This is a genomic window from Bradyrhizobium sp. CCBAU 45389, assembly GCF_028128625.1.
Classification (GTDB): domain Bacteria; phylum Pseudomonadota; class Alphaproteobacteria; order Rhizobiales; family Xanthobacteraceae; genus Bradyrhizobium; species Bradyrhizobium liaoningense_B.
Map to the genome: position 1 here is coordinate 65,691 of NZ_LBIY01000092.1, position 25,498 is coordinate 91,188.

General features: G+C 65.3%; 25 protein-coding genes. 10 read left to right on the forward strand and 15 right to left on the reverse strand.

Annotated elements, in window-relative coordinates:
* Nucleotides 1-6: 6 nt before the first annotated feature.
* Nucleotides 7-561, forward strand: coding sequence for a DUF924 family protein (locus XH79_RS22765; RefSeq protein WP_271583004.1), 555 nt, complete (start codon nucleotides 7-9; stop codon nucleotides 559-561).
* Nucleotides 562-669: 108 nt separating this feature from the next.
* Entirely contained in the window at nucleotides 670-1,155 is a 486-nt protein-coding gene (locus XH79_RS22770; protein WP_008543132.1) for a peroxiredoxin, read from the forward strand.
* 231 nt (nucleotides 1,156-1,386) lie between these two features.
* Here the strand turns inward: XH79_RS22770 and rnhA are convergent, their stop codons facing one another.
* Genes rnhA through ispH form a run of 3 tightly spaced genes read right to left on the reverse strand, consistent with a single transcriptional unit; the run spans nucleotide 1,387 to nucleotide 3,806 of the window.
* Nucleotides 1,387-1,851: a ribonuclease HI gene (gene rnhA, locus XH79_RS22775; protein WP_035706683.1), complete on the reverse strand. Its 465-nt coding sequence runs from the start codon at nucleotides 1,849-1,851 to the stop codon at nucleotides 1,387-1,389.
* Nucleotides 1,848-2,831, reverse strand: coding sequence for a homoserine kinase (locus XH79_RS22780; RefSeq protein ID WP_212341178.1), 984 nt, complete (start codon nucleotides 2,829-2,831; stop codon nucleotides 1,848-1,850). Before XH79_RS22780 ends, rnhA begins: the two co-directional genes overlap by 4 nt.
* A gap of 6 nt (nucleotides 2,832-2,837) precedes the next feature.
* A complete protein-coding gene (gene ispH, locus XH79_RS22785; protein WP_271583005.1) occupies nucleotides 2,838-3,806 on the reverse strand; it encodes a 4-hydroxy-3-methylbut-2-enyl diphosphate reductase in 969 nt (322 codons plus the stop codon).
* A gap of 254 nt (nucleotides 3,807-4,060) precedes the next feature.
* Here ispH and XH79_RS22790 point away from each other — a divergent pair, with 254 nt between their 5' ends.
* On the forward strand, nucleotides 4,061-4,753 hold the full coding sequence (locus tag XH79_RS22790; RefSeq protein ID WP_165424570.1) for a DUF1013 domain-containing protein: 693 nt from the start codon (nucleotides 4,061-4,063) through the stop codon (nucleotides 4,751-4,753).
* A gap of 304 nt (nucleotides 4,754-5,057) precedes the next feature.
* Here the strand turns inward: XH79_RS22790 and XH79_RS22795 are convergent, their stop codons facing one another.
* The 5 genes from XH79_RS22795 to XH79_RS22815 form a co-directional block, all read right to left on the reverse strand.
* Nucleotides 5,058-5,804, reverse strand: coding sequence for an OmpW/AlkL family protein (locus XH79_RS22795; RefSeq protein ID WP_271583006.1), 747 nt, complete (start codon nucleotides 5,802-5,804; stop codon nucleotides 5,058-5,060).
* Nucleotides 5,805-5,996: 192 nt separating this feature from the next.
* Nucleotides 5,997-6,266 (reverse strand): hypothetical protein, encoded by a 270-nt coding sequence (locus tag XH79_RS22800; protein WP_271583007.1) that lies wholly within the window; start codon nucleotides 6,264-6,266, stop codon nucleotides 5,997-5,999.
* A gap of 174 nt (nucleotides 6,267-6,440) precedes the next feature.
* A complete protein-coding gene (locus XH79_RS22805) occupies nucleotides 6,441-8,363 on the reverse strand; it encodes a propionyl-CoA synthetase (RefSeq protein ID WP_271583008.1) in 1,923 nt (640 codons plus the stop codon).
* Nucleotides 8,364-8,556: 193 nt separating this feature from the next.
* On the reverse strand, nucleotides 8,557-9,939 hold the full coding sequence (locus tag XH79_RS22810) for a tetratricopeptide repeat protein (RefSeq protein WP_271583009.1): 1,383 nt from the start codon (nucleotides 9,937-9,939) through the stop codon (nucleotides 8,557-8,559).
* 131 nt (nucleotides 9,940-10,070) lie between these two features.
* Nucleotides 10,071-10,835 (reverse strand): tetratricopeptide repeat protein, encoded by a 765-nt coding sequence (locus tag XH79_RS22815; protein ID WP_212341186.1) that lies wholly within the window; start codon nucleotides 10,833-10,835, stop codon nucleotides 10,071-10,073.
* Between the two features lie 81 nt (nucleotides 10,836-10,916).
* Between XH79_RS22815 and XH79_RS22820 the strand changes: the two genes are divergently transcribed.
* Together XH79_RS22820 and XH79_RS22825 are read left to right on the forward strand one after the other, a co-directional pair.
* The gene (locus tag XH79_RS22820; protein ID WP_271583010.1) at nucleotides 10,917-12,494 is read left to right on the forward strand and encodes a cation:proton antiporter; all 1,578 of its coding nucleotides are present in this window, start codon (nucleotides 10,917-10,919) and stop codon (nucleotides 12,492-12,494) included.
* A 193-nt stretch (nucleotides 12,495-12,687) separates the two neighbouring features.
* A complete protein-coding gene (locus XH79_RS22825; RefSeq protein ID WP_271583011.1) occupies nucleotides 12,688-13,458 on the forward strand; it encodes a hypothetical protein in 771 nt (256 codons plus the stop codon).
* Nucleotides 13,459-13,633: 175 nt separating this feature from the next.
* Here XH79_RS22825 and XH79_RS22830 read toward each other — a convergent pair whose 3' ends face one another.
* The 5 genes from XH79_RS22830 to XH79_RS22850 all read right to left on the reverse strand — a co-directional run bounded on the left by XH79_RS22830 (nucleotide 13,634) and on the right by XH79_RS22850 (nucleotide 18,950).
* Nucleotides 13,634-14,440 (reverse strand): SDR family NAD(P)-dependent oxidoreductase, encoded by an 807-nt coding sequence (locus XH79_RS22830; protein WP_271583156.1) that lies wholly within the window; start codon nucleotides 14,438-14,440, stop codon nucleotides 13,634-13,636.
* A gap of 11 nt (nucleotides 14,441-14,451) precedes the next feature.
* The gene (locus XH79_RS22835; RefSeq protein WP_271583012.1) at nucleotides 14,452-14,871 is read right to left on the reverse strand and encodes a DUF1850 domain-containing protein; all 420 of its coding nucleotides are present in this window, start codon (nucleotides 14,869-14,871) and stop codon (nucleotides 14,452-14,454) included.
* Nucleotides 14,832-16,943 (reverse strand): TRAP transporter permease, encoded by a 2,112-nt coding sequence (locus tag XH79_RS22840; RefSeq protein ID WP_271583013.1) that lies wholly within the window; start codon nucleotides 16,941-16,943, stop codon nucleotides 14,832-14,834. The genes XH79_RS22835 and XH79_RS22840 overlap by 40 nt, the downstream gene beginning before the upstream one ends.
* A gap of 213 nt (nucleotides 16,944-17,156) precedes the next feature.
* Complete coding sequence (locus XH79_RS22845) at nucleotides 17,157-18,104, reverse strand: TAXI family TRAP transporter solute-binding subunit (RefSeq protein ID WP_271583014.1); 948 nt, start codon at nucleotides 18,102-18,104, stop codon at nucleotides 17,157-17,159.
* A 366-nt stretch (nucleotides 18,105-18,470) separates the two neighbouring features.
* Nucleotides 18,471-18,950: a hypothetical protein gene (locus XH79_RS22850; protein WP_026312531.1), complete on the reverse strand. Its 480-nt coding sequence runs from the start codon at nucleotides 18,948-18,950 to the stop codon at nucleotides 18,471-18,473.
* A 195-nt stretch (nucleotides 18,951-19,145) separates the two neighbouring features.
* Here XH79_RS22850 and XH79_RS22855 point away from each other — a divergent pair, with 195 nt between their 5' ends.
* Nucleotides 19,146-19,448: a hypothetical protein gene (locus tag XH79_RS22855; RefSeq protein ID WP_212341194.1), complete on the forward strand. Its 303-nt coding sequence runs from the start codon at nucleotides 19,146-19,148 to the stop codon at nucleotides 19,446-19,448.
* Nucleotides 19,449-19,597: 149 nt separating this feature from the next.
* Here XH79_RS22855 and XH79_RS22860 read toward each other — a convergent pair whose 3' ends face one another.
* On the reverse strand, nucleotides 19,598-20,812 hold the full coding sequence (locus XH79_RS22860) for a hypothetical protein (RefSeq protein WP_271583015.1): 1,215 nt from the start codon (nucleotides 20,810-20,812) through the stop codon (nucleotides 19,598-19,600).
* Between the two features lie 56 nt (nucleotides 20,813-20,868).
* Complete coding sequence (locus tag XH79_RS22865) at nucleotides 20,869-21,498, reverse strand: NUDIX hydrolase (RefSeq protein ID WP_271583016.1); 630 nt, start codon at nucleotides 21,496-21,498, stop codon at nucleotides 20,869-20,871.
* 67 nt (nucleotides 21,499-21,565) lie between these two features.
* Here XH79_RS22865 and XH79_RS22870 point away from each other — a divergent pair, with 67 nt between their 5' ends.
* The 4 genes from XH79_RS22870 to XH79_RS22885 all read left to right on the forward strand — a co-directional run bounded on the left by XH79_RS22870 (nucleotide 21,566) and on the right by XH79_RS22885 (nucleotide 25,459).
* Nucleotides 21,566-21,991: a PaaI family thioesterase gene (locus XH79_RS22870; protein WP_212341542.1), complete on the forward strand. Its 426-nt coding sequence runs from the start codon at nucleotides 21,566-21,568 to the stop codon at nucleotides 21,989-21,991.
* A 304-nt stretch (nucleotides 21,992-22,295) separates the two neighbouring features.
* Complete coding sequence (locus tag XH79_RS22875) at nucleotides 22,296-23,306, forward strand: aldo/keto reductase (protein WP_271583017.1); 1,011 nt, start codon at nucleotides 22,296-22,298, stop codon at nucleotides 23,304-23,306.
* 15 nt (nucleotides 23,307-23,321) lie between these two features.
* Nucleotides 23,322-24,635: a tetratricopeptide repeat protein gene (locus XH79_RS22880; RefSeq protein ID WP_271583018.1), complete on the forward strand. Its 1,314-nt coding sequence runs from the start codon at nucleotides 23,322-23,324 to the stop codon at nucleotides 24,633-24,635.
* 221 nt (nucleotides 24,636-24,856) lie between these two features.
* On the forward strand, nucleotides 24,857-25,459 hold the full coding sequence (locus tag XH79_RS22885; protein WP_271583019.1) for a hypothetical protein: 603 nt from the start codon (nucleotides 24,857-24,859) through the stop codon (nucleotides 25,457-25,459).
* Nucleotides 25,460-25,498: the final 39 nt, after the last annotated feature.

The window sequence follows — 25,498 nt, forward strand, 5'->3', positions numbered from 1 at the left end:
CTGTTCATGACTGACGCCCGCGACATGACGCCATCAGGCGTTCTCGCCTTCTGGCGCGAGGCCGGCGGCGAGCGCTGGTACGAGCGCGATGACGCGTTTGACGCCGAGATCAAGCGCCGCTTTCTCCCGCTATGGCAGAAGGCGTCCGCTGGCACGCTCGCGTCTTGGGAAGACAATGACGAGGGCACGCTCGCGCTGGTCATCGTGCTCGACCAGTTTCCCCGCAACATGTTTCGCGGCACTCGGCAAGCCTTTGCCAGCGACGCCTTGGCGCGCGACGTCGCCCGCCGCGCCATCGACCGGGGCGCGGATCGCAGGATCGATCCGGTCCTGCTCGAATTCCTCTATTTGCCCTTCATGCATTCCGAGCATCTGCCCGACCAGTTGCACTGCATCGCGCTGTTTGCGAACACCGATAATACCGAGAACCAGAAATACGCGCGGGTGCACGCCGACATCATCCAGCGGTTCGGCCGCTTCCCCCACCGCAACCGCATCCTCGGCCGCGATACCACCGAGGAAGAGCAGGCCTTCCTCGACGGCGGCGGTTTTGCCGGCTGATGACATCACGGTGAAGGGCCATCGGCCCTGTCACTTCCCCTCCCGGCAATATTGTGCAGGCCTGCGCCACGGTCTAAAAAGCCCTACCGATTTTCAGGGAGACTGACGATGGCGATCCAGACTGGCGACAAGCTGCCCGAGGCGAAATTCCGCGTGATGACGGCGGAAGGCCCGCAGGTGAAGACCACCGACGATATCTTCAAGGGCAAGAAGGTGGCGCTGTTCGCCGTCCCCGGCGCCTATACCGGCACCTGCCACAAGATGCATCTGCCGAGCATCTTCCTCAACGCCTATGCCATGAAGGACAAGGGCGTCGACACCATCGCAATCGTCTCCGTCAACGACGCCTTCGTCATGAACGCCTGGAAGCGCGACACCGACCAGCGCGACGAGGCGATCTTCCTCGCCGACGGCAATGCCGAGTTCGCCAAGGCGATCGGCATGGAGCTCGATGCCTCCGCCAACGGCCTCGGCATCCGCTCCAAGCGCTATTCGATGCTGGTCGAGGACGGCGTGGTCAAGAAGCTGAACCTCGAGGCCATGCCCGGCAAGGTCGAGGTCTCCGGCGGCGATACGCTGCTCGGGCAGCTGTAAGGCTTAGGCCCGGGCTCCTTCCAAGCGGGAGGTGCCGTAGGGTGGGCAAAGGCGCGTCAGCGCCGTGCCCACCATCTTTCCCAGATTGAAAAAAGTCGTGGGCACGCTTCGCTTTGCCCACCCTACGAAACTGAGATTGATGTCATTCCGGGGCGCCTCGCAGAGGCGAACCCGGAATCTCGAACTTCCGGGTTCGCTCGCTAACGCGAGCGCCCCGGAATGACATCCCAATTACTCCCCCACCCTCTGCTGCAACCGCGCCTTCGCGATCCCGTCGCGCGCTAGCTGATCGGCGCGCTCGTTCTCGGGATGGCCGGCGTGGCCCTTGACCCAGTGCCAGCGGACCTCGTGCTGCTTCAAGGCGGCGTCGAGGCGCTGCCATAGCTCGACATTCTTCACCGGCTTCTTGTCGGCGGTGCGCCAGCCGTTGCGCTTCCAGCCGAAGATCCAGCCCGTGATGCCCTGCCGGACATACTGGCTGTCGGTGTAGAGATCGACGGTGCACGGCTTCTTCAGCGCCTCGAGCGCGGAGATCGCCGCCATCAATTCCATCTGGTTGTTGGTGGTGTGACGCTCGCCGCCGTTCAGCTCCTTCTCCTTGTCGCCGAACTTCAGGATCGCGCCCCAGCCGCCGGGCCCGGGATTTCCCGAGCAGGCGCCGTCGGTATAGATCGTCACATTGGGGAGCTCGCTCACGCCACCAGCCCCGACGGCATCAGCCCGTAGTCGCGCACGCTCGATACACTCTGGTGGAAGCGCAGCTTGCGGACATATTCCATGGGATCCTTCGGCTTGACCAGCGCGCCGGGGGGCACATTGAGCCAATCCACCAGCCGCGTCAGCAGGAAGCGGATTGCAGCGCCGCGTGCCAGCAGCGGCAGCGCGGCCTCTTCCGCCTCGGACAGCTTGCGCACCCGGCCATAGGCATTGAGGAAGGCGCGCGCCTTGGTGACGTTGAAGGAGTGATCCGGCTCGAAGCACCAGGCGTTGAGGCAGATCGCGACGTCATAGGCCAGCATGTCGTTGCAGGCAAAGGTGAAGTCGATGATGCCCGACAGCTTGTCGCCGAGGAAGAAGACGTTGTCGTTGAAGAGGTCGGCGTGGATCACGCCCTCGGGCAGGCTGGTCGGCCAGATCCCGCTCGAGAGATGATCGAGCTCGGCGGCGAGAAACGCGCGCAGGCCCGGCTGTACCTCGTCGGCACGGTTCGCAGCCGCGTCGAACAGCGGCCGCCAGCCCGCAACCGACAGCGCATTGGCGCGCTTGATCGCGAAGTTCGCACCGGCCAGATGCATCCTGGCCAGCCCCTCGCCGACTCCGGCGCAATGGGCCGCGTTCGGCTTGCGCGGCCAGACGCCTTCGAGAAAGGTGATGATCGCGGCCGGCCGCCCCGCCAACTCGCGCAGCGCCTCGCCGTCGCGTCCCTTCACCGGCAGCGGGCAATTGACGCCGTGCTCGGCCAGATGCGTCATCAGCGCGAGGAAGAACGGCAGATCGTTCTTCGCCACGCGCTTCTCATAGAGCGTGAGGATAAACGACCCCTGGCTGGTGTGCAGCAGGAAGTTGGAGTTTTCGACGCCCTCGGCGATGCCCTTGTAGGAGAGCAGTTCGCCGAGATCGTATTGCTTCAGGAAATCCGCAAGTTCGTCGGCGGCAACGTCGGTGTAGACCGCCATAAAGGTCTACTCGGCGGCAGCTTCGGGGCGCACCTGACGCGGCAGCGGGAAGAACTCGTTCTCCTCCGCGGCCGAGACCGTCTCCACGTGCAGCGTGTAGCGCTCGGCGAAGGCGTCCATGATCTCCTCGACGATCACCTCCGGCGCGGAGGCGCCCGCGGTGATGCCGAGGCTGGCGATGTTGCCGAACTTGCTCCAGTCGATGTCAGTGGCGCGCTGCGCCAGCACCGCGATCCTGCAGCCCTCGCGTTCGGCGACCTCGCGCAGGCGCTGCGAGTTCGACGAGTTCGGCGCGCCGACCACGATGAGCGCGTCGACCACCGGCGCCACCTTCTTCACCGCGAGCTGGCGGTTGGTGGTGGCGTAGCAGATGTCTTCCTTGTGCGGCCCGTTGATGTTCGGGAAGCGCTCCTTGAGCAGCGCCACGATCTCCGCGGTGTCGTCGATCGACAGCGTGGTCTGGGTCACGAAGGCGAGGTTGTTAGGGTCCTTCGGATTGATGGTCTTGGCGTCCTCGGCGGTCTCGATCAGGGTCACGGCGCCGGTCGGAAGCTGGCCGAGCGTGCCGACCACCTCGGGGTGGTGGGAATGGCCGATCAGGAAGATCTCGCGGCCGCGCTTGAAGTGGATCGCGGCCTCGCGGTGCACCTTGGTCACCAGCGGGCAGGTGGCGTCCAGCGAGAACAGATTGCGGGACTGGGCGTCGGCCGGAACCGATTTCGGCACGCCATGGGCCGAGAACACCACCGGAGCGGTGGTATTTTCCGGGATTTCGGCCAGTTCCTCGACGAAAATGGCGCCCTTCTTCTTCAACCCGTCGACGACGTACTTATTGTGCACAATCTCATGGCGAACATAGACGGGGGCGCCGTACTTATCGAGCGCCCGTTCCACGGTGTCGATCGCCCGGACCACCCCGGCACAGAAGCCGCGGGGAGAACAAAGCACGATCTTGAGGTCTGGTTTGGCTGACATTGAGCGATCTCGGGACCGAATCACCTCGCCAAATGGGGCGGGAAGCGGTCGGATGGATGAATAGGGCTTAGGTACGGGCTTACGGGACTGCAGAGGGAATTGGGCCCCCTTTCGGGCGCTGTCAAGGCACTATCTATAGCAGAACCATTGCGTGGCTAGCCCCTCCGGGCTTATATAGCGCGAATTCCCTGTCATCGCTGATGACCACCGGTTTCGCCTCCAGAGGGGTGGGCGAAGCACAAAGGAGATTTGCCATGAGCAACGCACCTCTGATGCCCAAGGCGACCGCCGTCTGGCTGCTCGACAACACCGCGCTGACCTTCGACCAGGTCGCCGATTTCACCAAGATGCATCCCCTCGAGGTGCGCGCCATCGCCGACGGCGACGCCGCCCAGGGCATCAAGGGCATGGACCCCCTCTCCAACGGCCAGCTCACCCGCGAGGAGATCGAGAAGGGCGAGAAGAACCCGGATTACCGGCTCCGCCTGCAGGAGAGCAAGGTGGTGCTGCCGCCGCAGCCCAAGCGCAAGGGCCCGCGCTACACCCCGGTCTCGCGCCGCCATGAGCGCCCGAGCGCCATCCTCTGGCTGCTGCGCAACCATGCCGAGCTCAAGGACGCCCAGATCATGCGCCTCGTCGGCACCACCAAGAGCACGATCGCCAGCGTGCGCGACCGCACCCATTGGAACACCTCGTCGCTGACCCCGATCGACCCCGTCACCCTCGGCCTCTGCTCGCAGATCGAGCTGGATTTCGAGGTCCAGCGCGCGGCCAAGGAAAAGCCGATCGACGCGGCCTATGGCGGCGCCACCCTGCTGCCGGCCTCCGAGACCACCAAGAAGGACGAGTTCGAGCCGGCCGAGCGATCGAGCGACGACCTCAACGTCGATGCCGTGTTCGCCAAGCTGAAGACGCTCGGTGGCAAGAAGCAGGACGAGGAGGAGTAAGGCTCCGCTCTTCGTTCGCGATCGAATCCAAAGCAAAACGCGGCAGGAAAACCTGCCGCGTTTTTGTTTTGTGCGTACACAGTGATTGCCCGCGCACGTCGCCACGCGCACGCTGCGTTCCCTCCCCCCTTGCGGGGGAGGGTTAGGGAGAGGGGTACCACACGGGGACGCCCTCCATCGCCTCAAAGCGACTCGCGACTCACCCACACCGTTTCCTGGGCCACCCCTCTCCCCCGCCCTCCCCCGCAAGGGGGGAGGGAGCGCAGGGGCGTTCGCGGCAACAGCGCGCAAGCAAGCAACGTCCTCAGAACTTGTACGTCACACCGGCGCCGACCAGCCATGGATCGATATGCGCAGTGCCGGTGACGGGGAGGCCGCTGACGGTCGCGCTATAATCCGGCCGCAGCCAGAGCTTCTTGACGTCGACGTTGAGACCCCAGTGCCGGTCGAGCATGTAATCGAAGCCGAATTGCACGGCACCGCCCCATGCGTTGCTGACGTGCAGGTTCGTGGTGGTGGCGACGATCGCGGGCGGTCCGACGATGGCGGCCGGCACGTTGGCGGCGGAATTGTTGAAGAACACGGTGTAGTTCACGCCGGCGCCGACATACGGCTTGAACGCGCCGAAATTGTCGAAGTGATATTGCAGGGTCAGCGTCGGCGGCAGCAGCGTGGTCTTGCCGATCGGCAAATTCGCGAGCGAGCCGGTGCCCCTGATCGAGTGCCTGGTCACGCCGAGGATCAATTCGGCCGCGATGTTCTTCGTCAAGAAATAGCTGATGTCGAGCTCGGGCACGACCTGGTCGCTGATCGAGAGGCCGGAATTCGGCGACGACAGCGAGGCCACGCCCGCGACATTGACGGTGGAGCCGCCGGCATCCGGCAACACGCCGAGCACGCGCAGACGCACCATCCAGGGATTGAACGCCTCCACGGGCGGCGGCGCCTTCTTGTAGGCCGGCAGATCCGCGGCCTGCGCCGCGACAAAAGTCCCCGCGAGCATCACGCCAATCGTCGCGAGCCGCGCCAGGTTTCTTATCGTTCCGTCCATTTCAATCCCCTTCAGCCATGTCCGCGCCTCGTTGCGCGACATGAGCCTCAGAGCAGAAAGGGGACGGTGAAGGATTTGACGCCGATCAAATCAGGATAAACGCGACACGATTTGGCCGCAGCGTTGCCGATGTGTCACGAGATATGCGAGTGCGAGCGAATGGCGCGGCAGGATAGTTCCTGCGCTCCGCACTTACGGCCGCACGGGATTGTTCAGCATGTACTCGCCGAGATCGCGCTGGCGGCGATCGGCGCGCGCGGTGGCGGCGTTGCGCTGGACGTCGCGGTCCTTGCGGCAGGCCACGTATTCCGGCGAGCCCTGGGCGTAGCCGCGGCTCTGGCACACCGCGTCGTCATCGTCGCCGCCCACAGCCACCGGCGTCTGGTAGCGCGCCGAGCAGGCGGAGAGAGCGATGGCGAGAGTTACGGCTGCGAGCAGACGCGGCGCGGTGGCAAATGGCATCGAAGATCCCTTGTTGGCCGGCCCTGTTTAGCGCGGAATGAGGAGATTGTAAGTCGGTGACACCGTCATTCCGGGATGGTGCGCAAGCACCAGACCCGGAATCTCGAGATCCTCAGCTGCGCAATTGCGCACCATAGTTCGGTCCTGCGGACCGCCCCGGGATGACGCTTCGCGTCACACCCTGCCCTTCAGCGCCTCGCCGATCTCGTCCAGCACCTTGGGATCCTCGATCGTCGCCGGCATGGTCCAGGATTCGCCGTCGGCGATCTTCTTGATGGTGCCGCGCAGGATCTTGCCGGAACGCGTCTTGGGCAGCCGGCCGACGGTGATGGCGAGCTTGAAGGCGGCGACGGGGCCGAGTTTGTCGCGCACCAGCGCGATGATCTCCTTCTCGATCTCGGCGGGCGGGCGCTTGACGCCGGCCTTGAGCACCAGGAAGCCGCAGGGTACCTCGCCCTTGATCGCGTCCTTGACGCCGAGCACGGCGCATTCGGCGACATCGGGATGCGAGGCCAGGATCTCCTCCATGCCGCCGGTCGACAGGCGATGGCCGGCGACGTTGATGATGTCGTCGGTGCGGCCCATCACGAAGACGTAGCCGTCCTCGTCCTTGTAGCCGGCGTCGGAGGTTTTGTAATAGCCGGGGAATTCGCTGAGGTAGGCTTCCTTGAAGCGCGCGTCCTGGTTCCACAGCGTCGGCAGGCAGCCCGGCGGCATCGGCAGCTTGATGACGATCGAGCCCATGGTGTTGGGGCCGACGGGCTTGGCCGCTTCATCCACCACGTCGACCTGATAGCCCGGCATCGGCACCGTCGGCGAGCCGTGCTTCACCGGAAGTGCGCCGAGACCAATCGGATTGCCGGCGATGCACCAGCCGGTCTCGGTCTGCCACCAATGATCGATGACAGGCACCTTGAGCTGCTGCTCCGCCCATTCCACCGTCGGCGGATCGGCGCGTTCGCCGGCGAGGAACAGCGTGCGGAATGTCGACAGGTCGTATTGCCGGATGAACTTCCCATCCGGATCCTCTTTCCGGATCGCGCGGAACGCGGTCGGCGCGGTGAACAAGGCGACCGCCTTGTGCTCCGAGATGACGCGCCAGAACGCGCCGGCATCGGGCGTGCCGACCGGCTTGCCTTCGTACATGATCGAGGTCGCGCCATGCAGCAGCGGGCCGTAGATGATGTAGCTGTGGCCGACCACCCAGCCGATGTCGGAGCCGCACCACCAGACCTCGCCCGGCTTGACGCCATAGAGGTTGAACATCGACCATTTCACCGCGACCAGATGGCCGCCATTGTCGCGCACGACGCCCTTGGGAATGCCTGTCGTGCCCGAGGTGTAGAGGATGTAGAGCGGATCGGTGGCGGCGACGGGAACGCAAGGTGCCTTCTTGCCGTCGTTGATCGCCTTGCGGCGCAGGCTCGCCCAATCGTAATCGCGGCCCGGCGTGAGGTCACAGGTGAGCTGCGGACGCTGCAGCACGATACAGGCCTTCGGCTTGCTGCCGGCAAGCCTGATCGCCTCGTCGAGCAGCGGCTTGTACTGCACGATCCGGCCGGGCTCGATGCCGCAGCTCGCCGACAAGATGAGCTTCGGCTGCGCATCGTCGATCCGGGTGGCGAGCTCCTTTGCGGCAAAGCCGCCGAACACCACCGAATGCACCGCGCCGATGCGCGCGCAGGCGAGCATCGCGACCACCGCCTCCGTCACCATCGGCATGTAGAGGATGACGCGATCGCCCTTGGCGACGCCGAAATCCTGCATGATGGCGCCAAGCGCCTGCACCTCGCTCAGGAGCTCGGCATAGGTGAGCTTGGTGATCGAGTTCGTGAGCGGCGAATCGTGGATCAGCGCGACCTGGTCGGCGCGGCCGCGTTCGACATGGCGGTCGAGCGCGTTGTAGCAGGTGTTGACCACGCCGCCGGTGAACCAGCGGCCATAGGGTCCCTGCGAGGGGTCGAAGATCTTTTTGGGCGGTTCGATCCAGTCGATCTCCCTGGCCGCCTCGGCCCAGAAGCCCTCGGGGTCGGCCAGCGAGCGCGCATGGACCTCGTGATAGAGACTCTTCCCTTCGGCGTTTCCCCGGACATTCATTCCCGCGCTCCCGTTCCCTTTATGGCCTGGCCCCGAACCCTTGTGGCAGGACAGGTGTCCCGCCATGACCAGGATCAATTGCCGGCCTTGTTTGAGGGCTATTTTCCCGGGAACGGGCCGCGGTTCAAGCCGAAAAGGATGATGTCCTTCCCCCTCTCCCCGCTTGCGGGGAGAGGGGCGGGGAGAAGAGCGCCTAGCTCTCCATCGCGTTCAGCTTCTGCAACCGCTCCTGCATGACCTTTTTCAGATCGTAGCCGGGGCGACGGAAGCTTGCATCGCGCGTGACGAGGAAATCGCGCTGGGACTTGCGCAGGCCATCCGCCGAGCGCTTGCTCGCGGATTTCAACACGCGCTCGTAAGCCTCGGCGATCTGGCGGTCGAGCACGCCGAGCTGCGGATCGGCGCAGATCACTTTCTCGACCTCGCGCTTGGCGGAGGAGCAGTCGAACGACGGGTCGCTGGCGGCGGCGTTCAGCACACGGGCCGGCTCGCCGCCGAATTTTGCGATCTCGGCGATCATCGCGCGGCGGCCGTTGAGCGCGTTCTCGTTGGCGGGATCGAGCCGCAACGTCGCCTCGTAGTCGGCCAGCGCCTTCTTGCGCTCGCCCATCTTCTTGTAGAGCACGGCACGGTTGTTGTAGGTCTTGGCAAAATTCGGATCGAGCTTCAGCGCGTCATTGTAGTCGGAGAGCGCGGCACCGAGTTCGCCCTTGAACTGGTAGGAGTCGCCGCGGTTGGTCAGGAAGTTCACCCGCTGCTCGAGACGGATCGCCTGATCGTAATCGGCGATCGCCTTGTCGTACTCCTTCATGGCGGCATAGGTGAGACCGCGGTTATCGAAATACTCCGGCACCTTTGGATCGAGCCGGATCGCCTCGCTATCGTCTGCGATCGCCTTGTCGAGCTCGCCGAGCTTCTTGTAGGCGGCGCCGCGGTCGGTGTAGCTGCGCGCCCGGTTCGGATCGAGCCGCAGCGCCTCGCTGAGGTCAGCGACGGCCTTGTCGTAGTCGCCGCGCAGATAGAAGGTCGCCCCGCGGTCGGACCAGGCCTGGGCGGAATCCGCCTTCAGCTTGATGGCCTGGTCGTAGTCTGCAATGGCGCGGTCGAAGCGATGCTGGTTGGTGTAGACGACGCCGCGCAGCTCGTAAGCTTCCGCATCCTGTGGATCGAGCTCGATCGCCTTGCTCAGATCCGCCGCGGCCCGATTGAGGTCGCCGCCGGCCTCACGCAAGAGGTCGCCGCGCAGGCGCCAGGCTTTTGCGTTCTTGCCGTCGATTGCGATGGCGCGGTCGATATCGCGCAGGGCCTGGGTGAGGCCGCCCGAGGTGTGCGCATTGGCATTGGCACGGACCAGCAGCGCCGCTGCGCGATCGGAACTCGAATTGGCGGCCTGGTCGACGATGGCGCTGCACGACGTGATCAGCTCGGCGGGAGCCGCCTTGCTGCCGTCGACACAATCGGCTGCAGCCGAGGCCGGGACGACGAGTGCGAGGCTCATTGCCGTGCCGAGGAGGAGCGCGCATAGCGACGTTTTGGTGAACGAGGACGTTTGCGCGGAAAGATGCATGCCGCACATGACTTTGGGCTCCGTGACATCGGGTTCTTACCGTTGTCGCGGCGGGCTGGGACCGGGTTCAAACCGGCCCCGTCAGTGGCGGTCCGGCGGCCGCACGCGCTCGCCCCGCACGCGGGGAGAGGCGAAGACGCTCAATACCCGTCCACCCCGTTGATCTGTTGCAGCCTGTCCTGCATCGCCTTCTTCAGATCATAGCCCGGCCGGCCGTATCCGGCGTTCCTGCGCGCGATGAAATCGTCCTGCTCGCGCTGGATCTTGCGCGCCTCCGCCGGACTCCGGGCCTCGCGGACGGCGCGCAGATGCGACCCATAGATTTCCCGGTCGAGATCGGCGAGCTCGCGATTGCCGCAGATCGCCTTCTCCACGGCCCGCGCCGCGCGGGCGCAGTTGAAGCTGGGCTTGCCGGCGACCGCCATCTGCGCGCCGATGCGCTCGATCTCGCGCGCCATCGCCTTGTGATTGGCCTTGGCCTTCTCGTGGTTCGGATCGATCTTGAGCGCGGCACCGAAATCCTGCACCGCCTTGGGCTTGTCGCCCTTCTTCAGCCAGAGCTCGCCGCGGGCGTTGAAGATGTCGGCGAGCGTGGGATCGAGCAAAAGAGCGCGACTGTCGTCAGCAATCGCGCGGTCCACCTGGTCGTGTCGCGCGAAAAGCGCGCCACGCGCAATCAGCGCCTTGACCAGGTCCGCCTTCGCCGTCTTCTCGTTGTCGATCACGGCCGCGCAGGCGGAATTCGCCTTGTCCATGTCGTCGGCCGCGGCGGCCGCAAGGCACGGCGCGATATCGACCTGCGTGACGGCCACCGGCTCGCCCCCGGTCGCAGCATGGGCCGCGCCGATCGGAAGCGCCGAGAGCGCTGCGGCAGCTGACCATTGGATGAGCTTTTGAAAACGCATGCTTGTTGCAGTCGGAAGGTCTTGCTTCACTCTTGCCTTGAGGCCGCATTATCCATCATACGGCCGGATTGGTGCTAGCTTGTGGCACCGCTCAAATCGGTCTCGGGGACTATCGTGTCGACATTCGAATGGATCATCGTGCTGCTGCTCGGCGCCGTTGCCTTATCGGCGCTGGCGCGGCGGATCAAGGTCCCCTACCCGACCTTTCTCGCCATCGGCGGCGCCCTGCTCGCCTTCGTGCCCTCGAGCCCGACCTGGACGCTCGAGCCGGACCTGGCATTGGCGCTTTTTGTCGCACCGGTCCTGCTCGATGCCGCCTTCGACACCTCGCTGCGCGATCTGCGCAACAACTGGGTTCCGGTCTCCACCCTGGTCGTCGCCGCGGTCGGCCTGACCACGGCCGGCGTCGCCTTCGTCGCGCACCGGTTGATGCCCGACATGCCCTGGGCCGCTGCGGTTGCGCTCGGCGCTATCGTGGCACCGCCGGATGCAGCCGCCGCGGTCGCCATCCTGAGCCAGGTGAAGCTGCCCCACCGCATGGTGAAGGTGCTGGAGGGCGAAAGCCTGCTCAACGACGCGAGCGCACTGCTGATCTATCGCATCGCTGTCGGCGCGGTTGCCACCGAGCATCTGACCTGGAGCCAGGTCGCGCCGACCATGGCGCTGGCGCTGGTCGGCAGCGTCATCGCCGGCCTCGTCGCAGCACGCATCATCGCGCCCATGATGGAGCGCGTGACGGAAGCCCCGAGCGCGATCATCGTTCAGTTCGCCACCACCTTCATGATCTGGATCGGTGCCGAGCATCTCGGCCTGTCCGGCATCCTCACCATCGTGATCTACGCCATCGCCCTCGCGCGCACCGCGCCGGCGCGCATGCCGGCACGGCTGCGGGTGCCGTCCTATGCGGTGTGGGAGACGACCGTGTTCGTGCTCAACGTGCTCGCCTTCATGCTGATCGGCATGCAGATGCGGCCGATCTGGACGCGGCTCGACGCCGACGTGCGCTGGGAATATTGCGTGGCCGCCGCCTGGATCCTGCTCACAGTGGTCCTGGTGCGCCTGTTCTGGGTGACGTTCTACCGGACGACGTTGCGCGTGCTGATCGCGCATAACCTCTACCATCCCAAGGATCCGAAACAGGTGGCCTCGCCGAAAGGCGGGCTCATCATCTCCTGGTGCGGCATGCGCGGCCTCGTCACGCTCGCCACCGCCTTTGCGCTGCCGGAGAATTTTCCCTATCGCGACTTCATCGTCTTCATCGCCTTTGCCGTGGTGCTGGGGTCGCTCATCATCCAGGGCCTGACGCTGCGGCCGCTGATCCTCGCCTTCGACCTCAAGGACGACGACCCCGTCGGCATCGAGGTCGCGCGCGGCCGCGCCGTCGCCTATCGCGCGGCGCTCGATGCGATCGAAAGCGATCCGTCGGAGGAGGCGGAAATCCTGCGGCTCGAATATCGCGCCATCCTGATGCAGACCGAGACCGACCCGAATGGCGGCATCGCCAACGGCGAACTACCCGCCGATCCGCTGCGCCGTCGCGCCATCGAGGCCGCGCGTAAATCCATCTTCGACCTGCGTGCCACCGAGGTGATCGGCGACGACGCGTTTCACCGGCTCGAGGAAGAGCTCGATCGCGCAGAATTGAGCGCGGGCGGTTAACCTCCGCTGTCGTCCCGGACAAGCGCGCCCCAAGCGCGCGCCGATCCCCACGACATTGTGTTTGGCGAAGATTCGGAGTTGCCAGCGAGCGATACCACTACGTCTTGTGGTTATGGGTCCCGGATCTGCGCTTACGCTTGTCCGGGACAACGGCGAGTTTGAACCAAACCCCACCCCTCCAGACTCATTCTTGATGACAACCCTGATCGACGACCGTCGTGTACGCGCGCGTGATGCGTCGCCTGCACGATATTTTTATTTCCACATGGCCCTGGCCTGCGCGGCGACGGCCTTTCTCGGTTTCGCGCCGACCTATTGGGTGCCGCTCGCCCACCGGACATTCTCCGCAAGCCCGGTGATCCACTTTCACGGACTGTTGTTCTTCACCTGGTCGCTCTATTTCGTGATCCAGACCTGGCTCGCGGCCTCGGGCCGCGTGGTCAATCACCGCTCGTTCGGCATTGTCGGCGTGTCGCTTGCGACGGCAATGACGATCTTCGGCTTCCTCGCCTCAGTGCACGTGATGAAGCATTCGGCCGCGCTCGGGCAGACCGAGGCGGGCATCTCGTTCTCGATCGTTCCGATGAGCGGGATTGCGTTCTTCGCAATTGTCTTCGTGCTTGCCATCATGAACACGCGCAGGCCCGAGATTCACAAGCGCCTGATGCTGCTCGCCGCGGTCTCGATCCTCGACGCCGCGATCGCGCGCTGGTTCCTGACCTTTCTCGCACCTCCTGGACCACCCGGCCCGCCGCCGGTGCCCGTAACGATCGCGCCGGCCGTGGTCGCCGCACTGCTGCTCGTCGTCGCCATGGTGCGCGACTGGCGCGCCGGGGGCAGGGTTCATCCGGTCTACATCACCGGCACACTCGCGCTGCTGGCGGTGAAGGTGTTGAACTGGCCGATCAGCGAGACGGCTGCCTGGCACTGGTTTGCCGGCGGGATCCTGGCGCTGGCGCAATGAGTCCGCTAGCCGGAACACCAGCGCACAATCCGTCACCCTGAGGTGCCCGCTTCTTCAGCGGCCCTCGAAGGGCGACGGCCCGGCTGCGGGGGGCCGTCCATCCTTCGAGGCTCCCGGCGCGATGCAACGCATCGCGCCACTCGCGCCTCAGGATGACGGGTTTAACAGCTGCGTATCAAGCCCCCGCCTTGCAGGTGATCCCGCCGTCGACTACGAGTTCGATCCCCGTGACATATTTCGACTCGTCCGATGCCAGGAACAGCGCGGCATTGGCGACATCCCATGCCTCACCCATGTGCCCCATCGGCACCTGCGCATCCCGGGCGCGCCACATCGCTTCGACATCGCCCTTGGCATAGCTGTTCGCAAGGCCGGCGGAGTGCTCGACCATCGGCGTCTTCATCAGGCCGGGCAGGATTGCATTCACCCGCACATGGTTCTTCGCGAACTCGATCGCGGTGGAGCGGGTGAGCTGGTTCATCGCCGCTTTGCTGGCGTTGTAGCTGACATAGGAGATCCCGACATGGCGGATCGAGGCGATCGAGGAGATGTTGATGATCGAGCCGCCGCCCTGCTTCACCATCACGGGGATGACGTGCTTCATGGCGAAATAGGCGCTCTTGAGGTTGACGCTGAAGACGCGGTCCCAGCTCTCCTCGGTCACCTCGACCACGCTGCCCATCTCGGCGATGCCGACATTGTTGTCGAGCACGTCGATGCGGCCATAGGCCTTCAGGCACGCCGCGACCATCGCTTCGATCTCGGCGGAACGCGAGACGTCGGCCGTGAACGCCGTCGCCTTGCCGCCTTCGCCGGTGATGATCTTGGCGGTCTCCTCGGCCGCGGCACCGTTGCGGTCGACGCAAAACACCTGCGCGCCCTCGCGCGCAAAGGTCACCGCGGTCGCCTTGCCGTTGCCCCAGCCCGGTCCGATCGAGCCGGCCCCCACCACCATCGCAACCTTGCCCTTGAGCCGATCCATCATGATCTCCCTTATTTCTCTTGTTGTTCACAGATGCTCATTTTGGTGACGTTAGCACCAATGGGATGCCCGACAATCTCCGACAACGTCTGGCAGCTTCCGTCGTGGCACAACCGCCATTCCCCAGCCGCACCGGAATTGCCCAGCACCACCTCCGGCATCGGCGCACGCTGCGGCCGCCATTGAAACCAGCCATCGACGAGGCGCGCCTCGGGCGGCGGCTCCATGCCGGGGCCGGTGCCCTTGACGCGGGCCTGTACCAGTTCGAGGCCGGCAGGCGTCACGCGCCAGTCCTCCTGCCACTCGACCTTCGCGATCGAATGCGTCCATGCGAGCGTGAACGCGGACAGCGCCAGCGCCTTCACGCCGCCGGCTGTTGCGAAGCAGAGGCTCACACCGCCTCGACAGCTGCCTGCGGCCGCTGCCGCCATTGCCACAGCAGAAGCGCAGCGGAGAGCGTGAAGCCGGCGGTGTCGCTGAACAGGAAGTCGCCGAGCAGGCAGAACGCGGCGCCCAGCGCCACCAGGCGCTCGACGATCGTCAGCCGCGTGAACAGGAAGCCGATCGCGACCATGCCGAACAGGCCGATTGCCACCAGCGCCTTGACGGTCGCGAGCGCCACCGCGCCGTAGAAACCGAGCTTGGCCGCCATGGGATCGCCGGCTTGCAGCATCAACGCGGGCGAATAGACGAAAATGAAGGGAATGACGTAACCGGCGAGCGCGATGCGCATCGCCTCCCAGCCGATCTTGTCCGGATTCTCCTTGGCGATCGGCGCCGCCGCGAGCGCTGCCAGCGCCACCGGCGGCGAGAGGTCGGCCATGATGCCGTAGTAGAACGCGAACATGTGGCTCGCGATCAAGGGCACGCCGAGCTTCGCCAACGCCGGCGCGGCGAGTGCAGCGGTGATGATGTAGGTCGGGATGGTCGGGATGCCGGTGCCGAGCAGGATCGACAGCAGCATGGTCATGACCAGCGCCAGAAACAGGCTCTTCTCGCCGAGCCCGATCACCCAGCTACCGAAGATGGTGCCGACACCGGTCTGCGACATCATGCCGATGATGACGCCGACGATCGCGCAGGCCATGCCCACGGTGATGGCGGACTTTGCGCTCTCGGCCAGCGCATCGCGGCACTCGCGCAAGGCCTTGAACCCGCCACGCACGAACGCCGTGATCACGACGAGCCCGACCACGACGGTCGCGACCGGCACGATCTGGAGACCGTCGCGCGACAGCGCCGCGACGACCAGCGCGAGCCCGACCCAGAAGATGGTGCGGATCACCATCGAGGAGGCGCCCGTCGTGATGGCGGTGCCGAGGATCAGCGTCACGGTGAGCGCGAGGCCCATGCTGCCGGCATAGAGCGGCGTAAAGCCTTCGAACAGCATGTAGACGAGGGCCGCGAGCGGCAGCACGAGGTACCAGCGCGTCACCAGCGCCTTCCAGGCGCTCGGGATCTCCGAGCGCTTCATGCCGACGAGACCGTGCTTGCCGGCTTCGAGGTGCACCATCCAGAAGGCGGAGGCGAAATAGAGGATCGCGGGGATCGCGGCGGCCTTCACGATCTCCGAATATTGCACGCCGAGCGTCTCCGCCATGATGAAGGCGACCGCGCCCATCACTGGCGGCATGATCTGGCCGCCCATCGAGGCCGTGGCTTCGACGCCGGCGGCGAAGGCGCGGCGATAGCCGAACTTGATCATCAGGGGAATCGTGAACTGGCCGACGGTGACGACGTTGGCGACGCCCGAGCCGGAGATCGTGCCCATCATGCCCGAGGCGAACACCGCGACCTTGGCCGGTCCGCCGCGGGTCCTGCCGAATAACCCAAGAGAAACGTCGGTGAAGAGCTGGATCATGCCGGCGCGCTCCAGGAACGAGCCGAACAGGATGAACAGGAAGATGTAGGTCGCCGAGACGTAGATCGGCACGCCGTAAAAGCCTTCGGTGCCGAACGACAGATGCGTGACGATCTGGTCGAAGTCGTAGCCACGATGGTTGAGCGGCGACGGCAGATACTGGCCGAAGAACCAGTAGAGCAGGCAGGCGCCGCACATCAGCGGCAGCCCCGCGCCCATCAGGCGCCGCGTGCCCTCGAAGATCAGCACGGCGAGCACCGTGCCGACGGCGAGGTCGAGCCTGGTCGGATCGCCGTCGCGCGCGATCAGATCGGCATAGAAGATCCACTGATAGAGGCCGCAGAAGAATCCGGCGGCGCCGATCACCCAGCCGAGCGCGCGGCCAGCATTGCTCTTCGCGGTGAAGTTGGCGATGAGGCCGAAGGTGAGCAGGACGAGGAAGCCGACATGGACGCCGCGGACCACCTGGCTCGGCAGATAGTTGAAGGCGGCGACATAGAGCTGGAAGGTCGCAAACGCGATGCCGATCCAGTAGGCGAGCTGGCCCCACCAGCCCGGACCAAAACCTTCCGGAAAACCATGCTCGAAATTGTCGAACTCGACCTTGATCGGCTCTGCCGTGCCCTCAGCCTTTTCCAGCATTTAACTCGTCCCCAGCCTGTCCATGCCGCTGAGCGTTGGCACAGCGCTCTAAAAACGTCATGCCCGGGATTGTCCCGGGCATTTGCACTCCTCTCCGTCATTCCGGGGCGATGCGACGGGACCGCGTAGCGCGGCCCGGAGCATCGAACCCGGAATCTCGAGATTCCGGGTTCGGCTCTAACGAGCCGCCCCGGAATGACAAGGAAGAGAGACTTACTTGATCAGCCCTTTTTCCTTGTAATAGCGGATCGCGCCGGGGTGCAGCGGAACCGGGCTGCCAGTGGCGGCCGTCTCGAGCTTGATCTCCTTGCCGGCCGCATGCGCATTCTGCAATTCCGGCAGCGACTCGTAGACCAGTTTTGTCATCTGATAGGCGAGATCCTCCGACACCGCCGAGCTGGTCACGAGATAGTTGACCACGGCCGCGGTCGGCACGTCCTTGTCCTGGCCGGTATAGGTGTTGGCCGGAATGGTCGCCGAGATGAAGGGCGGGCCGATCTTGTCGACGGTCTCCTTCGGCACCGACACCACCGTGATCGGGCTCGAGGTCGAGAGATCCTTCAGCGAGGCAACGCCGAGGCCGGCCGATTGCAGCGTCGCACCCAGCTGGCGGTTCTTCATGAGGTCGACGGATTCGGCGAACGGCAGATATTCGACCTTGCCGAGATCCTTGTAGCTCATGCCGGCGGCGCTAAGGATCGCGCGGGAGTTCAGCTCGGTGCCCGACTTCGGCGCACCGACCGACAGGCTCTTGCCCTTGAGGTCCGCCAGCGTCTTGATGCCGCTCTCGGCGGTCGCAACGATCTGGATGTAGTTCGGATAGATCGCGCCGATGGTCCGGAGCTTGTCGAGCTTGGTCTTGAAGCCCGCCTCCTCCTCGCCATCCCAGGCCGCTTTCAGCGAGTCACCCAGCGTGAACGCCAGCTCGCCGCGGCCCTGCTGCAGCAGGATCAAATTCTCGACCGACGCCTTGGTGGCCTGCACCTGCGTCTTCACGTTCGGAATCTTGTCGCCGTAGATCTTCCCGATCGCGACCCCGAGCGGATAGTAGACCCCGGAGGTGCCGCCGGTCAGCACGTTGATGAAGGATTGCGCATGCGCGCAAGGTGTCGACGCCGCCAGAGCCAGAGCCGCGGCCACGCCGAAGAACGTCCGTTTCATGATTTTTGTACTCCCCAAACCGGCGGGGAAATTGGCCGGACAGGGGATGCGGGTCAACCCATCCAAAAGGCAAAACAGCACTGCGGTAAACGGCCGTTCCTGCTGGACTTTTAGGGAACCCGGCGGGTGCGGCGAGGTGGCGCAGCCGCCCGCAGCACATCCTTCGAGACGCCCGCCTACGGCGGGCCCTCAGGATGAGGACGGAGTGCGTGGCAACAATTTCGGCAAGCAAAGTTGCCGCCCAGCCTCATCCTGAGGAGACCGCTGGAAGCGGTCGTCTCGAAGGACGATGCGCTCGCTCAGGCTCCGCCAAGCTCTTATGCGATAGCGCCCCCGCAAGCGGAGAGGGAGCGCACCGTCAAACGGTCACTGGAACGTCATGTCCAGGCACTTGGAGATGTCGGAGCCAAGGCCGGAGGAGATGATGATGCAGCCGCGCACCTTCTGCGTGGTGACGTCGGCGGCCCAGACCGAGTAGCCGCCCGGACCGAAGAACGAGTTGGTGTTCGGCGGCTCGGTCTCGGTGGCATCGAAGTCATACTTGCCGTCGGTCTCGAAGATGCGCGGCTTCTTGGTGCAGCCGCCGTCGGTCTGGACGTTGATGACCTCCTTGTTGTCCCGGGTCAGCGCCAGCGAGACCTGGCAGCGGAAATATTCCGAGGTCTTGGTGTTGAAGAGGTAGGTGTAGGACTTGCAGGTCGCCGTGTTCAGCTTGCCCGGGGCAAGGCCGCGGCTGCAGGAAATCCGCTGGTTGTGGCTGAGCTGGTAATCATCGGCCCGGGCAGCCGGCGCCAGCGCCGTCAGCAGCAGCGCGGCAGCCGAGCAGGCTTTAATGACATGGTTCATTCGAATCATCCCCACCAATATTTTTGTCGAATTGCGTTCTAGACGGAAAGCGGAACATAGTCGCGAGGGGACGAAGGGAAAATCACAAACTGCTGGGCGAGACGTGATGCGCCGCGGCGCTCTCGCGAATTGACCTGACAATACCGTTCGTGATTTGTTCAAGCCGGGCACCCCGAGGATGGGGAGGATGGAAACATGGCATTTTCAACGAAGACATTTGCAATCGCAGCCGCGCTCGCGGCATTGGCCGCACCCGCATTGGCGCAAACCGGGGCGACGCCCTGGGAGCTCAAGCCCGACACGGGCTATGCCTATGACAAGGACGGCAAGACCTATTCCTACAAGATGGGGACCAGCAATGCGGGCGAGCTCTTGAAGGGCGCCAAGAAGGTGCCGAAGGGCACGCTGTTCTTCATCGGCCATAACGGCCAGCTCTACATGCGCAGCGGGCCGTATCTGGAAGGCGACGGCAAGTTCAAGTTCGGGCCGGACCAGTAGGGGGCCGCTCTCGCCACAAAGGAAGCTGTCGTAGGGTGGGCAAAGGCGCGTCAGCGCCGTGCCCACCATCTGTCAGCAAACTCTGGTCGAAAGCGGTGGGCACGCTTCGCTTTGCCCACCCTACGGCAGCTTCGCCGGGACGACGCCGTTCAAAACGCCGCCGCCAGCTCCCTTGCGCCGGCTTTGCCGCTGTTCGAGTCCATCCGCTCGTCCGTCACCGCGAGCAGCTTCGCCACCGTGTTGTGGCGGATCGCGACCGGGTTGCGCTCGTAGCCGCCGCGCTGGAAGAAGTTCGAGGTCGGCACCTGCTCGCGCATCGCCTGCGGCATCGTCACCATGTCGAGGCCGGTGCCGTCGCCGGTGAGGTTCATCATCTCGAGCTCGGCCGCGGTGAGCGGGCGCGCGTAGCCCTTGGCGCGTGCGAACAGCACTGACGTCAGCAGCTTGTGGGTCTGCAGCATCGGCCCGATGTCGATGTCCAGCACCATCGCATGCATGGCCCAGCCCTGCGCGGTGTTGCCGATCTTCTCGTGCTCCGACCAGGTGTCGGGCACCGACTTCGCATGCGCCACCATCTTCTTGAGAATGGCGAGCTTGTGCTCGAGCGCCTGGCGCGCCGGACCTGAGGCCCGCGCCACCTTGTCGGAGAGCGCGCGGATGAATTCATGGCCCTGCTCGGCGAGCAGCTCGACGCTGTTGGTGGTGAGCAGCTGGTTGTAGCCCATCGCGGTCGAGATCGCACGCCTGCCGCCATGCTCGATGCCCGCCTGCACGTCGTAGCTGCCGGTGCCGCCGGTCTCGAACGAGTAGACCCGCACCGCCTGCTCGCGCGTCAGCCCCGAAGCAAGCGCGTAGCGCGCATAGGCGCGCTTGAACTCGACCTCGCTGGAGGGGCGCTGCGGCGTGAACTGGTAGAGCTCCTGCGCCGCGCGCAGCAGATCGGCGACCACGGGAATCGGCTTCTTGGCGGGGCGTTCCGGCGTTTCCTCCGGCTCCGGATTCACCGGACGCTTCGGTCCGGTATAGACCGGCGGATGCTCCAGCACGTAATCGTCGAGCGTGATCTGCTGCCCGCTGCGCCGCTTGGCGTTGCGGCCTTTCCGCTTCTCGGAGATCTGGCTCCAATAGGCGCCCGCTTCCTCGTCGAAGGCTCCGCGCGCCGCCTGATATTCCTGCAGCTTGCGGCGATATTCGAGCACGGCGGGCGAGGCACCACCTTGCGCGAAGAACTGCGACAGTAGCTGCGCCCTGGCATTGCTGACGGACGGCGGCAGCGCGTCGGCCTCGCCGCCCCGCGCGGCGGGCGCGAGCAGAACGAGCACAAATGGAACCGCAACCAGACTTTTTCGAATCGATTGATGCATGCTGCCCTCTTAGCAGGCATCCGGTAACCGTCACGTTAACGTGCCGTTTACCATCGTCACTTCCAGGCGAACACCGGCTGTTCCAGCTCGGCGACGCGGGTCTGCCGCCCCGCCAGCACCTCGCGGAACTGGTAGATCAGCGCCGCCGTCGGCGCGTGGATCAGGCTCATCTGGTGATGGAAGCGGATCACATGGCGGCTGCTCTCGGGGATCGCGATGAAGTCGAAGGCGTCCTCGCGCTCGATCGTCGTGAGCGCGATGCGATGGACCGAGGCGACCTCATCGGGGTTCGGCCGGATCGCAGCGCTGTCTGCGGCCCAGACCACGACCGGCGTGATCAGATAACCGGAGCGGGTCGGATAATCATCGAGCGCGCCGAGCACATCAGCGCCGGTGAGGCGAAGGCCGAGCTCCTCGTCGAGCTCGCGCAGCGCGGCCTCGACCGGCGTCTCGCCGGCATCGCAGCGTCCACCCGGCAGCGCCCATTGGCCGCGATGGGCGCGCAAATGCGATGCGCGCAGCGTGAGCAGGAACGCGGTGTCGTCGCCCTCGCCCGCGTCAGTCAGCGCGACCGCCACTGCGGCGCGCTTCAGTGCCGGCGCCGCGCCGTCTTCCGGCAGCCGCGTGAAGGCTGTGCAGGCAGCCGCGATATTCCGCCGTGTGGCATCGTCGAACGGTCTCATCATGCTTGACTACACCACGTCCGGCCCCGATGAAATGAGATCGAAGGCCCGCAGAGGAATGGACGACGAGATGACCAACAAGGCCGCCGCAAGGCTCAAATCAGAGGGCTGGAGCATCCTGGAGACCACGGGCTTCATGCACCTGATCGGCCCATTGTGGGAGCGCGAGGTCGACGGCCAATACGAATTCGCACTCGCCACCGAGGACAAGCACCACAACCGCCGCGGCATGGTCCAGGGCGGCGTGATGATGACCTTCGCCGACCGCACCTGCGGCATGACCGCCCGCTACACTTCCGGCAAGGAATTCATGGCGACGGTGCAACTCGACACCCATTTCGTCGAGGCCGGCCAGATCGGCGACATCCTGATCTCCCGCCCCCGCGTGGTGCGCTCGACCCGCAGCCTGATCTTCATGAGCACCGAGGTCACGGTGGACGATCGCTGCATCGTGATGGCCAATGGCGTGTTCAAGATCCTGAAGGGGCCGGCGTAGGCACACGTTAGGCAGCCCCGCTGCCAACCACACCCACCACTGTCGTCGCCCGGCTTGACCGGGCGACCCAGTACGCTGCGGCCTCTCGGCTCAATCACAGCCGTCTCTGGAATACTGGATCGCCCGATCAAGTCGGGCGATGACACCGAATATTCGGCATGAGTGCATGGCCACCCGTCATTGCGAGCGCAGCGAGACAATCCAGAACTCTCCCCGCGGGCGCATCTCTGGATTGCTTCGCTGCGCTCGCAATGACGGGGCTGGATAGCTATGCTGTCGCCTCCGAAAGCTTCGAGGACCACTCATGCAATACCGCCAGCTCGGCCGCACCGGCCTGAAAGTCTCGCCGATCTGTCTGGGCACCATGATGTTCGGCGGGCCGACCGATGAAGCCGCATCGAAACGGATCATCGACAAGGCGCACGGCGCGGGCATCAACTTCATCGACACGGCGGACGCCTATTCGAAAGGCGCATCCGAAGAGGTCGTGGGCCGCGCCATCGCCGGCAACCGCCACGCCTGGGTGCTCGCGACGAAACTCGCCAATCCCATGGGTGATGATCCCAACCGCGTCGGCCTGTCGCGGCGCTGGGTCATGCAGGCCGCCGACGAAAGCCTGAAGCGGCTCGGCACCGACCACATCGACATCTACTATCTGCACAAGGAAGACCATGCGACGCCGCTGGAGGAGACGGTGCGCGCGATGGGCGATCTGATCCGATCAGGCAAGGTGCGCTATTTCGGCGTCTCCAACTATCGCGCCTGGCGCGTCGCCGAGATCTGCAACATCTGCGACCGGCTCGGCATCGACCGGCCCGCGGTGAGCCAGCCCTATTACAACGCGATGAACCGCATGCCCGAGGTCGAGCACTTTCCGGCCTGCGCCTATTACGGCCTCGGCATCGTGCCCTACAGCCCCTTGGCGCGCGGCGTGCTCACGGGCAAGTACAAGCCGGATGCCGCCCCGGACAAGGAGACGCGCGCCGGCCGCAACGACACCCGCATGATGCAGACGGAGTGGCGGCCGGAGTCGCTCCAGCTCGCACAGGAGATCAAGACTCACGCCGAGAAGAAAGGCATCACCGCCGGCGAGTTCGCCGTCGCCTGGGTGCTGAACTCGGCGTTCGTGACCTCCATCATCGCCGGCCCCCGCACCGAACAACAATGGGACGACTACATCCGCGCACTCGACTATCGCTTCACCGCGGAGGACGAAGCGCTGATCGATCGACTGGTCGTGCCGGGCCATCCCTCGACGCCGGGCTACAACGACCCGGCCTATCCGATCGAAGGCCGCCGCGCGCGGACGAGCTGACAGCGGGAGACGACGATGCCGCATGAGGACCGCTACGGCCTGCCGCTCTCAACCGCATCCAATGCGGCGGCAGCCGCCTATCGTGAGGGTGTCGACCTCATGCTCGCAGGCTGGACCGGCACGGCGGAGGCGCTGGAGCGCGCGATTGCGACCGATCCGGATTTCGCACTTGCCCATATCGCCCGCGGCCGCGTGCATGCTTTCTATCAACAGGGCGATCTCGCGCGGCAGAAGGCGGCGGCCGCGCGCGAGCTCGTTGCGAGGCGCGGCACGGAGCGCGAGCGCTCGCATGTCGAGACGCTGGCGCTCGCGATCGAGGGCCGGCTGCCGGAAGCGATCGCAGCGATGCTGCAGCATGTCGAGAGCTGGCCCCGCGATGCCGTCGTGCTGTCGCTGCCGCTCGGTGCGTTCGGCCTGTTCGCCTTCTCCGGCATGGCCGATCACGACCGCGCGCGGCATGAGCTGTGCGAGCGCGTCGCGCAGCACTATGGCGAGGACTGGTGGTTCCTCACGCTGTATGGCTGGGCGATGACGGAGAACGGCGACGTCGCGCGTGGCCGGCCCGTCACCGAGCGCGGCTTCAATCTCCGCCGCGCCAACGCCCACGCCGCGCATGCCGTGCTGCATGCGATGTTCGAGGACGGCTCCATCGAAGAAGCCGATCGTCTCGTCGACGACTGGATCCCCTCCTACGACCGCGCCGGCATCCTGCACGGCCATATCCGCTGGCATCAGGCACTCGGCGCGCTCGAGCATGGCGATGCCGCACGGGCGCTCAAGATCTATGCCGACGTGCTCCAGCCCTCGGCCACGCAGGCGCCGCCGCTCAACATCATCACTGACGGCGCCTCGCTGCTCTGGCGCCTGTCGACGTACGGCCATGCGGTGCCGAAGGCATTGTGGGTGGAGGCCGACGCGACGGCGCAAAAACTGTTTCCGAAATCGAGCCTGCCGTTCGCCGACGTCCACATGGCGCTGTTCGCCGCCGCAACGCAAAATCAGGAGGCGCTCGCCGCCCGCCTTGCCGTGATCGAGCAGCGCCTGGCCGACGGCAAGCTGGCGGCCGGCCCCGTGGTGCCGGCGATCTGCCGCGCACTGGCGGCCTTTGCTGACGAGGATCATGCGGCTTGCGTACGCTTGCTCGCGCCTGTGCTGAGCGAGGTCGTGCGCATCGGCGGCAGCCATGCCCAGCGCGAGTTGATCGAGGACACGTTCATCGTCGCCCTCATGCGCAGCGGCGAACTCTCCCGCGCGCGCACCCTGCTCGACGCCCGCCTGCACCGCCGCCCCTCCTTCCGCGATACGCGCTGGCAGGCGACGATGGGTTAGCTCTGCCACGAAAAAAACACCGGCCTGACGGCTAGTGCCCGCCGGGACGGTGGGGCGATTTGGACGAATCGCCAGGGATGGTGCGGTGGTATTCCAGACGGACTCGGCAATGCGAACGGGACGCAACCAATTGGCGATTCGACGGTTATGAAGCGGACCCTCGCCGCGTCCCGTTTTCCATGGTCCCGATGTCCAGCGTCCCCCGGCATGCGAGCCTGACGATGCGCCTCCGCCGACCGGTCCTCGCAGCAACCCTCGCCGCCTCCCTCGTCACCGCCCTTGCAGCTTCGGCAAGCCCTTGTTTCGCCGAAGATTCCAAGCCCATTCCGGTCAACAACCCACCGGCGCAGCAGAACGCCCTGATCGACCTGCTGGCGCTGATGTCCGGCCAGTGCAAGACGCTGAAGGTCGCGGGCCGCACCTTCGCCTGCAAGACGGTCGCCTATGCCCATGGCGACACGGGCCGGGTCAATTTCGCGGTCGCCGTCGACGATCCCACCGATGCGAACCACGTCGTGTCGTTCTCCGGCGAGAACGGCAAGCGCGCCGACGACAATTCCTACGAGCTGCCGATCGACCGCATGCTGCTCAACTCCAAGGACCGGCCCAAGGTCGACGGATTGCCGGTGCCCGCCGAACAGGCCTCCACCGGCGTTTGCCGCCAGACCGGTAACTTCGCTGCCAGGAAGGTGAACGACGTGACCTGCTCGGCGACCGACAGCGAGGGACGTCGATATGAACTGCTGTTCGTCTCCGACGGTACGCCGGTGAGCGTGCGCCGCATCCGGCAATCGTCGCCGTCGATCCAGGACCCGTTCAAGTAGCGGCACTTCGTCTCGTCCCGCTCGTCAGCGGAGCGGATG

Excerpts from the sequence above, each read along its gene's own strand:
- XH79_RS22765 (WP_271583004.1), top strand. The coding sequence starts at position 7 with ATGACTGACGCCCGCGACATGACGCCATCAGGCGTTCTCGCCTTCTGG.
- XH79_RS22770 (WP_008543132.1), top strand. The coding sequence starts at position 670 with ATGGCGATCCAGACTGGCGACAAGCTGCCCGAGGCGAAATTCCGCGTG.
- XH79_RS22780 (WP_212341178.1), bottom strand. The coding sequence starts at position 2,831 with ATGGCGGTCTACACCGACGTTGCCGCCGACGAACTTGCGGATTTCCTG.
- ispH (WP_271583005.1), bottom strand. The coding sequence starts at position 3,806 with ATGTCAGCCAAACCAGACCTCAAGATCGTGCTTTGTTCTCCCCGCGGC.
- XH79_RS22790 (WP_165424570.1), top strand. The coding sequence starts at position 4,061 with ATGAGCAACGCACCTCTGATGCCCAAGGCGACCGCCGTCTGGCTGCTC.
- XH79_RS22795 (WP_271583006.1), bottom strand. The coding sequence starts at position 5,804 with ATGGACGGAACGATAAGAAACCTGGCGCGGCTCGCGACGATTGGCGTG.
- XH79_RS22800 (WP_271583007.1), bottom strand. The coding sequence starts at position 6,266 with ATGCCATTTGCCACCGCGCCGCGTCTGCTCGCAGCCGTAACTCTCGCC.
- XH79_RS22805 (WP_271583008.1), bottom strand. The coding sequence starts at position 8,363 with ATGAATGTCCGGGGAAACGCCGAAGGGAAGAGTCTCTATCACGAGGTC.
- XH79_RS22810 (WP_271583009.1), bottom strand. The coding sequence starts at position 9,939 with ATGTGCGGCATGCATCTTTCCGCGCAAACGTCCTCGTTCACCAAAACG.
- XH79_RS22815 (WP_212341186.1), bottom strand. The coding sequence starts at position 10,835 with ATGCGTTTTCAAAAGCTCATCCAATGGTCAGCTGCCGCAGCGCTCTCG.
- XH79_RS22825 (WP_271583011.1), top strand. The coding sequence starts at position 12,688 with ATGACAACCCTGATCGACGACCGTCGTGTACGCGCGCGTGATGCGTCG.
- XH79_RS22830 (WP_271583156.1), bottom strand. The coding sequence starts at position 14,440 with ATGGATCGGCTCAAGGGCAAGGTTGCGATGGTGGTGGGGGCCGGCTCG.
- XH79_RS22835 (WP_271583012.1), bottom strand. The coding sequence starts at position 14,871 with ATGGCGGCAGCGGCCGCAGGCAGCTGTCGAGGCGGTGTGAGCCTCTGC.
- XH79_RS22840 (WP_271583013.1), bottom strand. The coding sequence starts at position 16,943 with ATGCTGGAAAAGGCTGAGGGCACGGCAGAGCCGATCAAGGTCGAGTTC.
- XH79_RS22845 (WP_271583014.1), bottom strand. The coding sequence starts at position 18,104 with ATGAAACGGACGTTCTTCGGCGTGGCCGCGGCTCTGGCTCTGGCGGCG.
- XH79_RS22850 (WP_026312531.1), bottom strand. The coding sequence starts at position 18,950 with ATGAACCATGTCATTAAAGCCTGCTCGGCTGCCGCGCTGCTGCTGACG.
- XH79_RS22855 (WP_212341194.1), top strand. The coding sequence starts at position 19,146 with ATGGCATTTTCAACGAAGACATTTGCAATCGCAGCCGCGCTCGCGGCA.
- XH79_RS22860 (WP_271583015.1), bottom strand. The coding sequence starts at position 20,812 with ATGCATCAATCGATTCGAAAAAGTCTGGTTGCGGTTCCATTTGTGCTC.
- XH79_RS22865 (WP_271583016.1), bottom strand. The coding sequence starts at position 21,498 with ATGATGAGACCGTTCGACGATGCCACACGGCGGAATATCGCGGCTGCC.
- XH79_RS22870 (WP_212341542.1), top strand. The coding sequence starts at position 21,566 with ATGACCAACAAGGCCGCCGCAAGGCTCAAATCAGAGGGCTGGAGCATC.
- XH79_RS22875 (WP_271583017.1), top strand. The coding sequence starts at position 22,296 with ATGCAATACCGCCAGCTCGGCCGCACCGGCCTGAAAGTCTCGCCGATC.
- XH79_RS22880 (WP_271583018.1), top strand. The coding sequence starts at position 23,322 with ATGCCGCATGAGGACCGCTACGGCCTGCCGCTCTCAACCGCATCCAAT.
- XH79_RS22885 (WP_271583019.1), top strand. The coding sequence starts at position 24,857 with ATGCGCCTCCGCCGACCGGTCCTCGCAGCAACCCTCGCCGCCTCCCTC.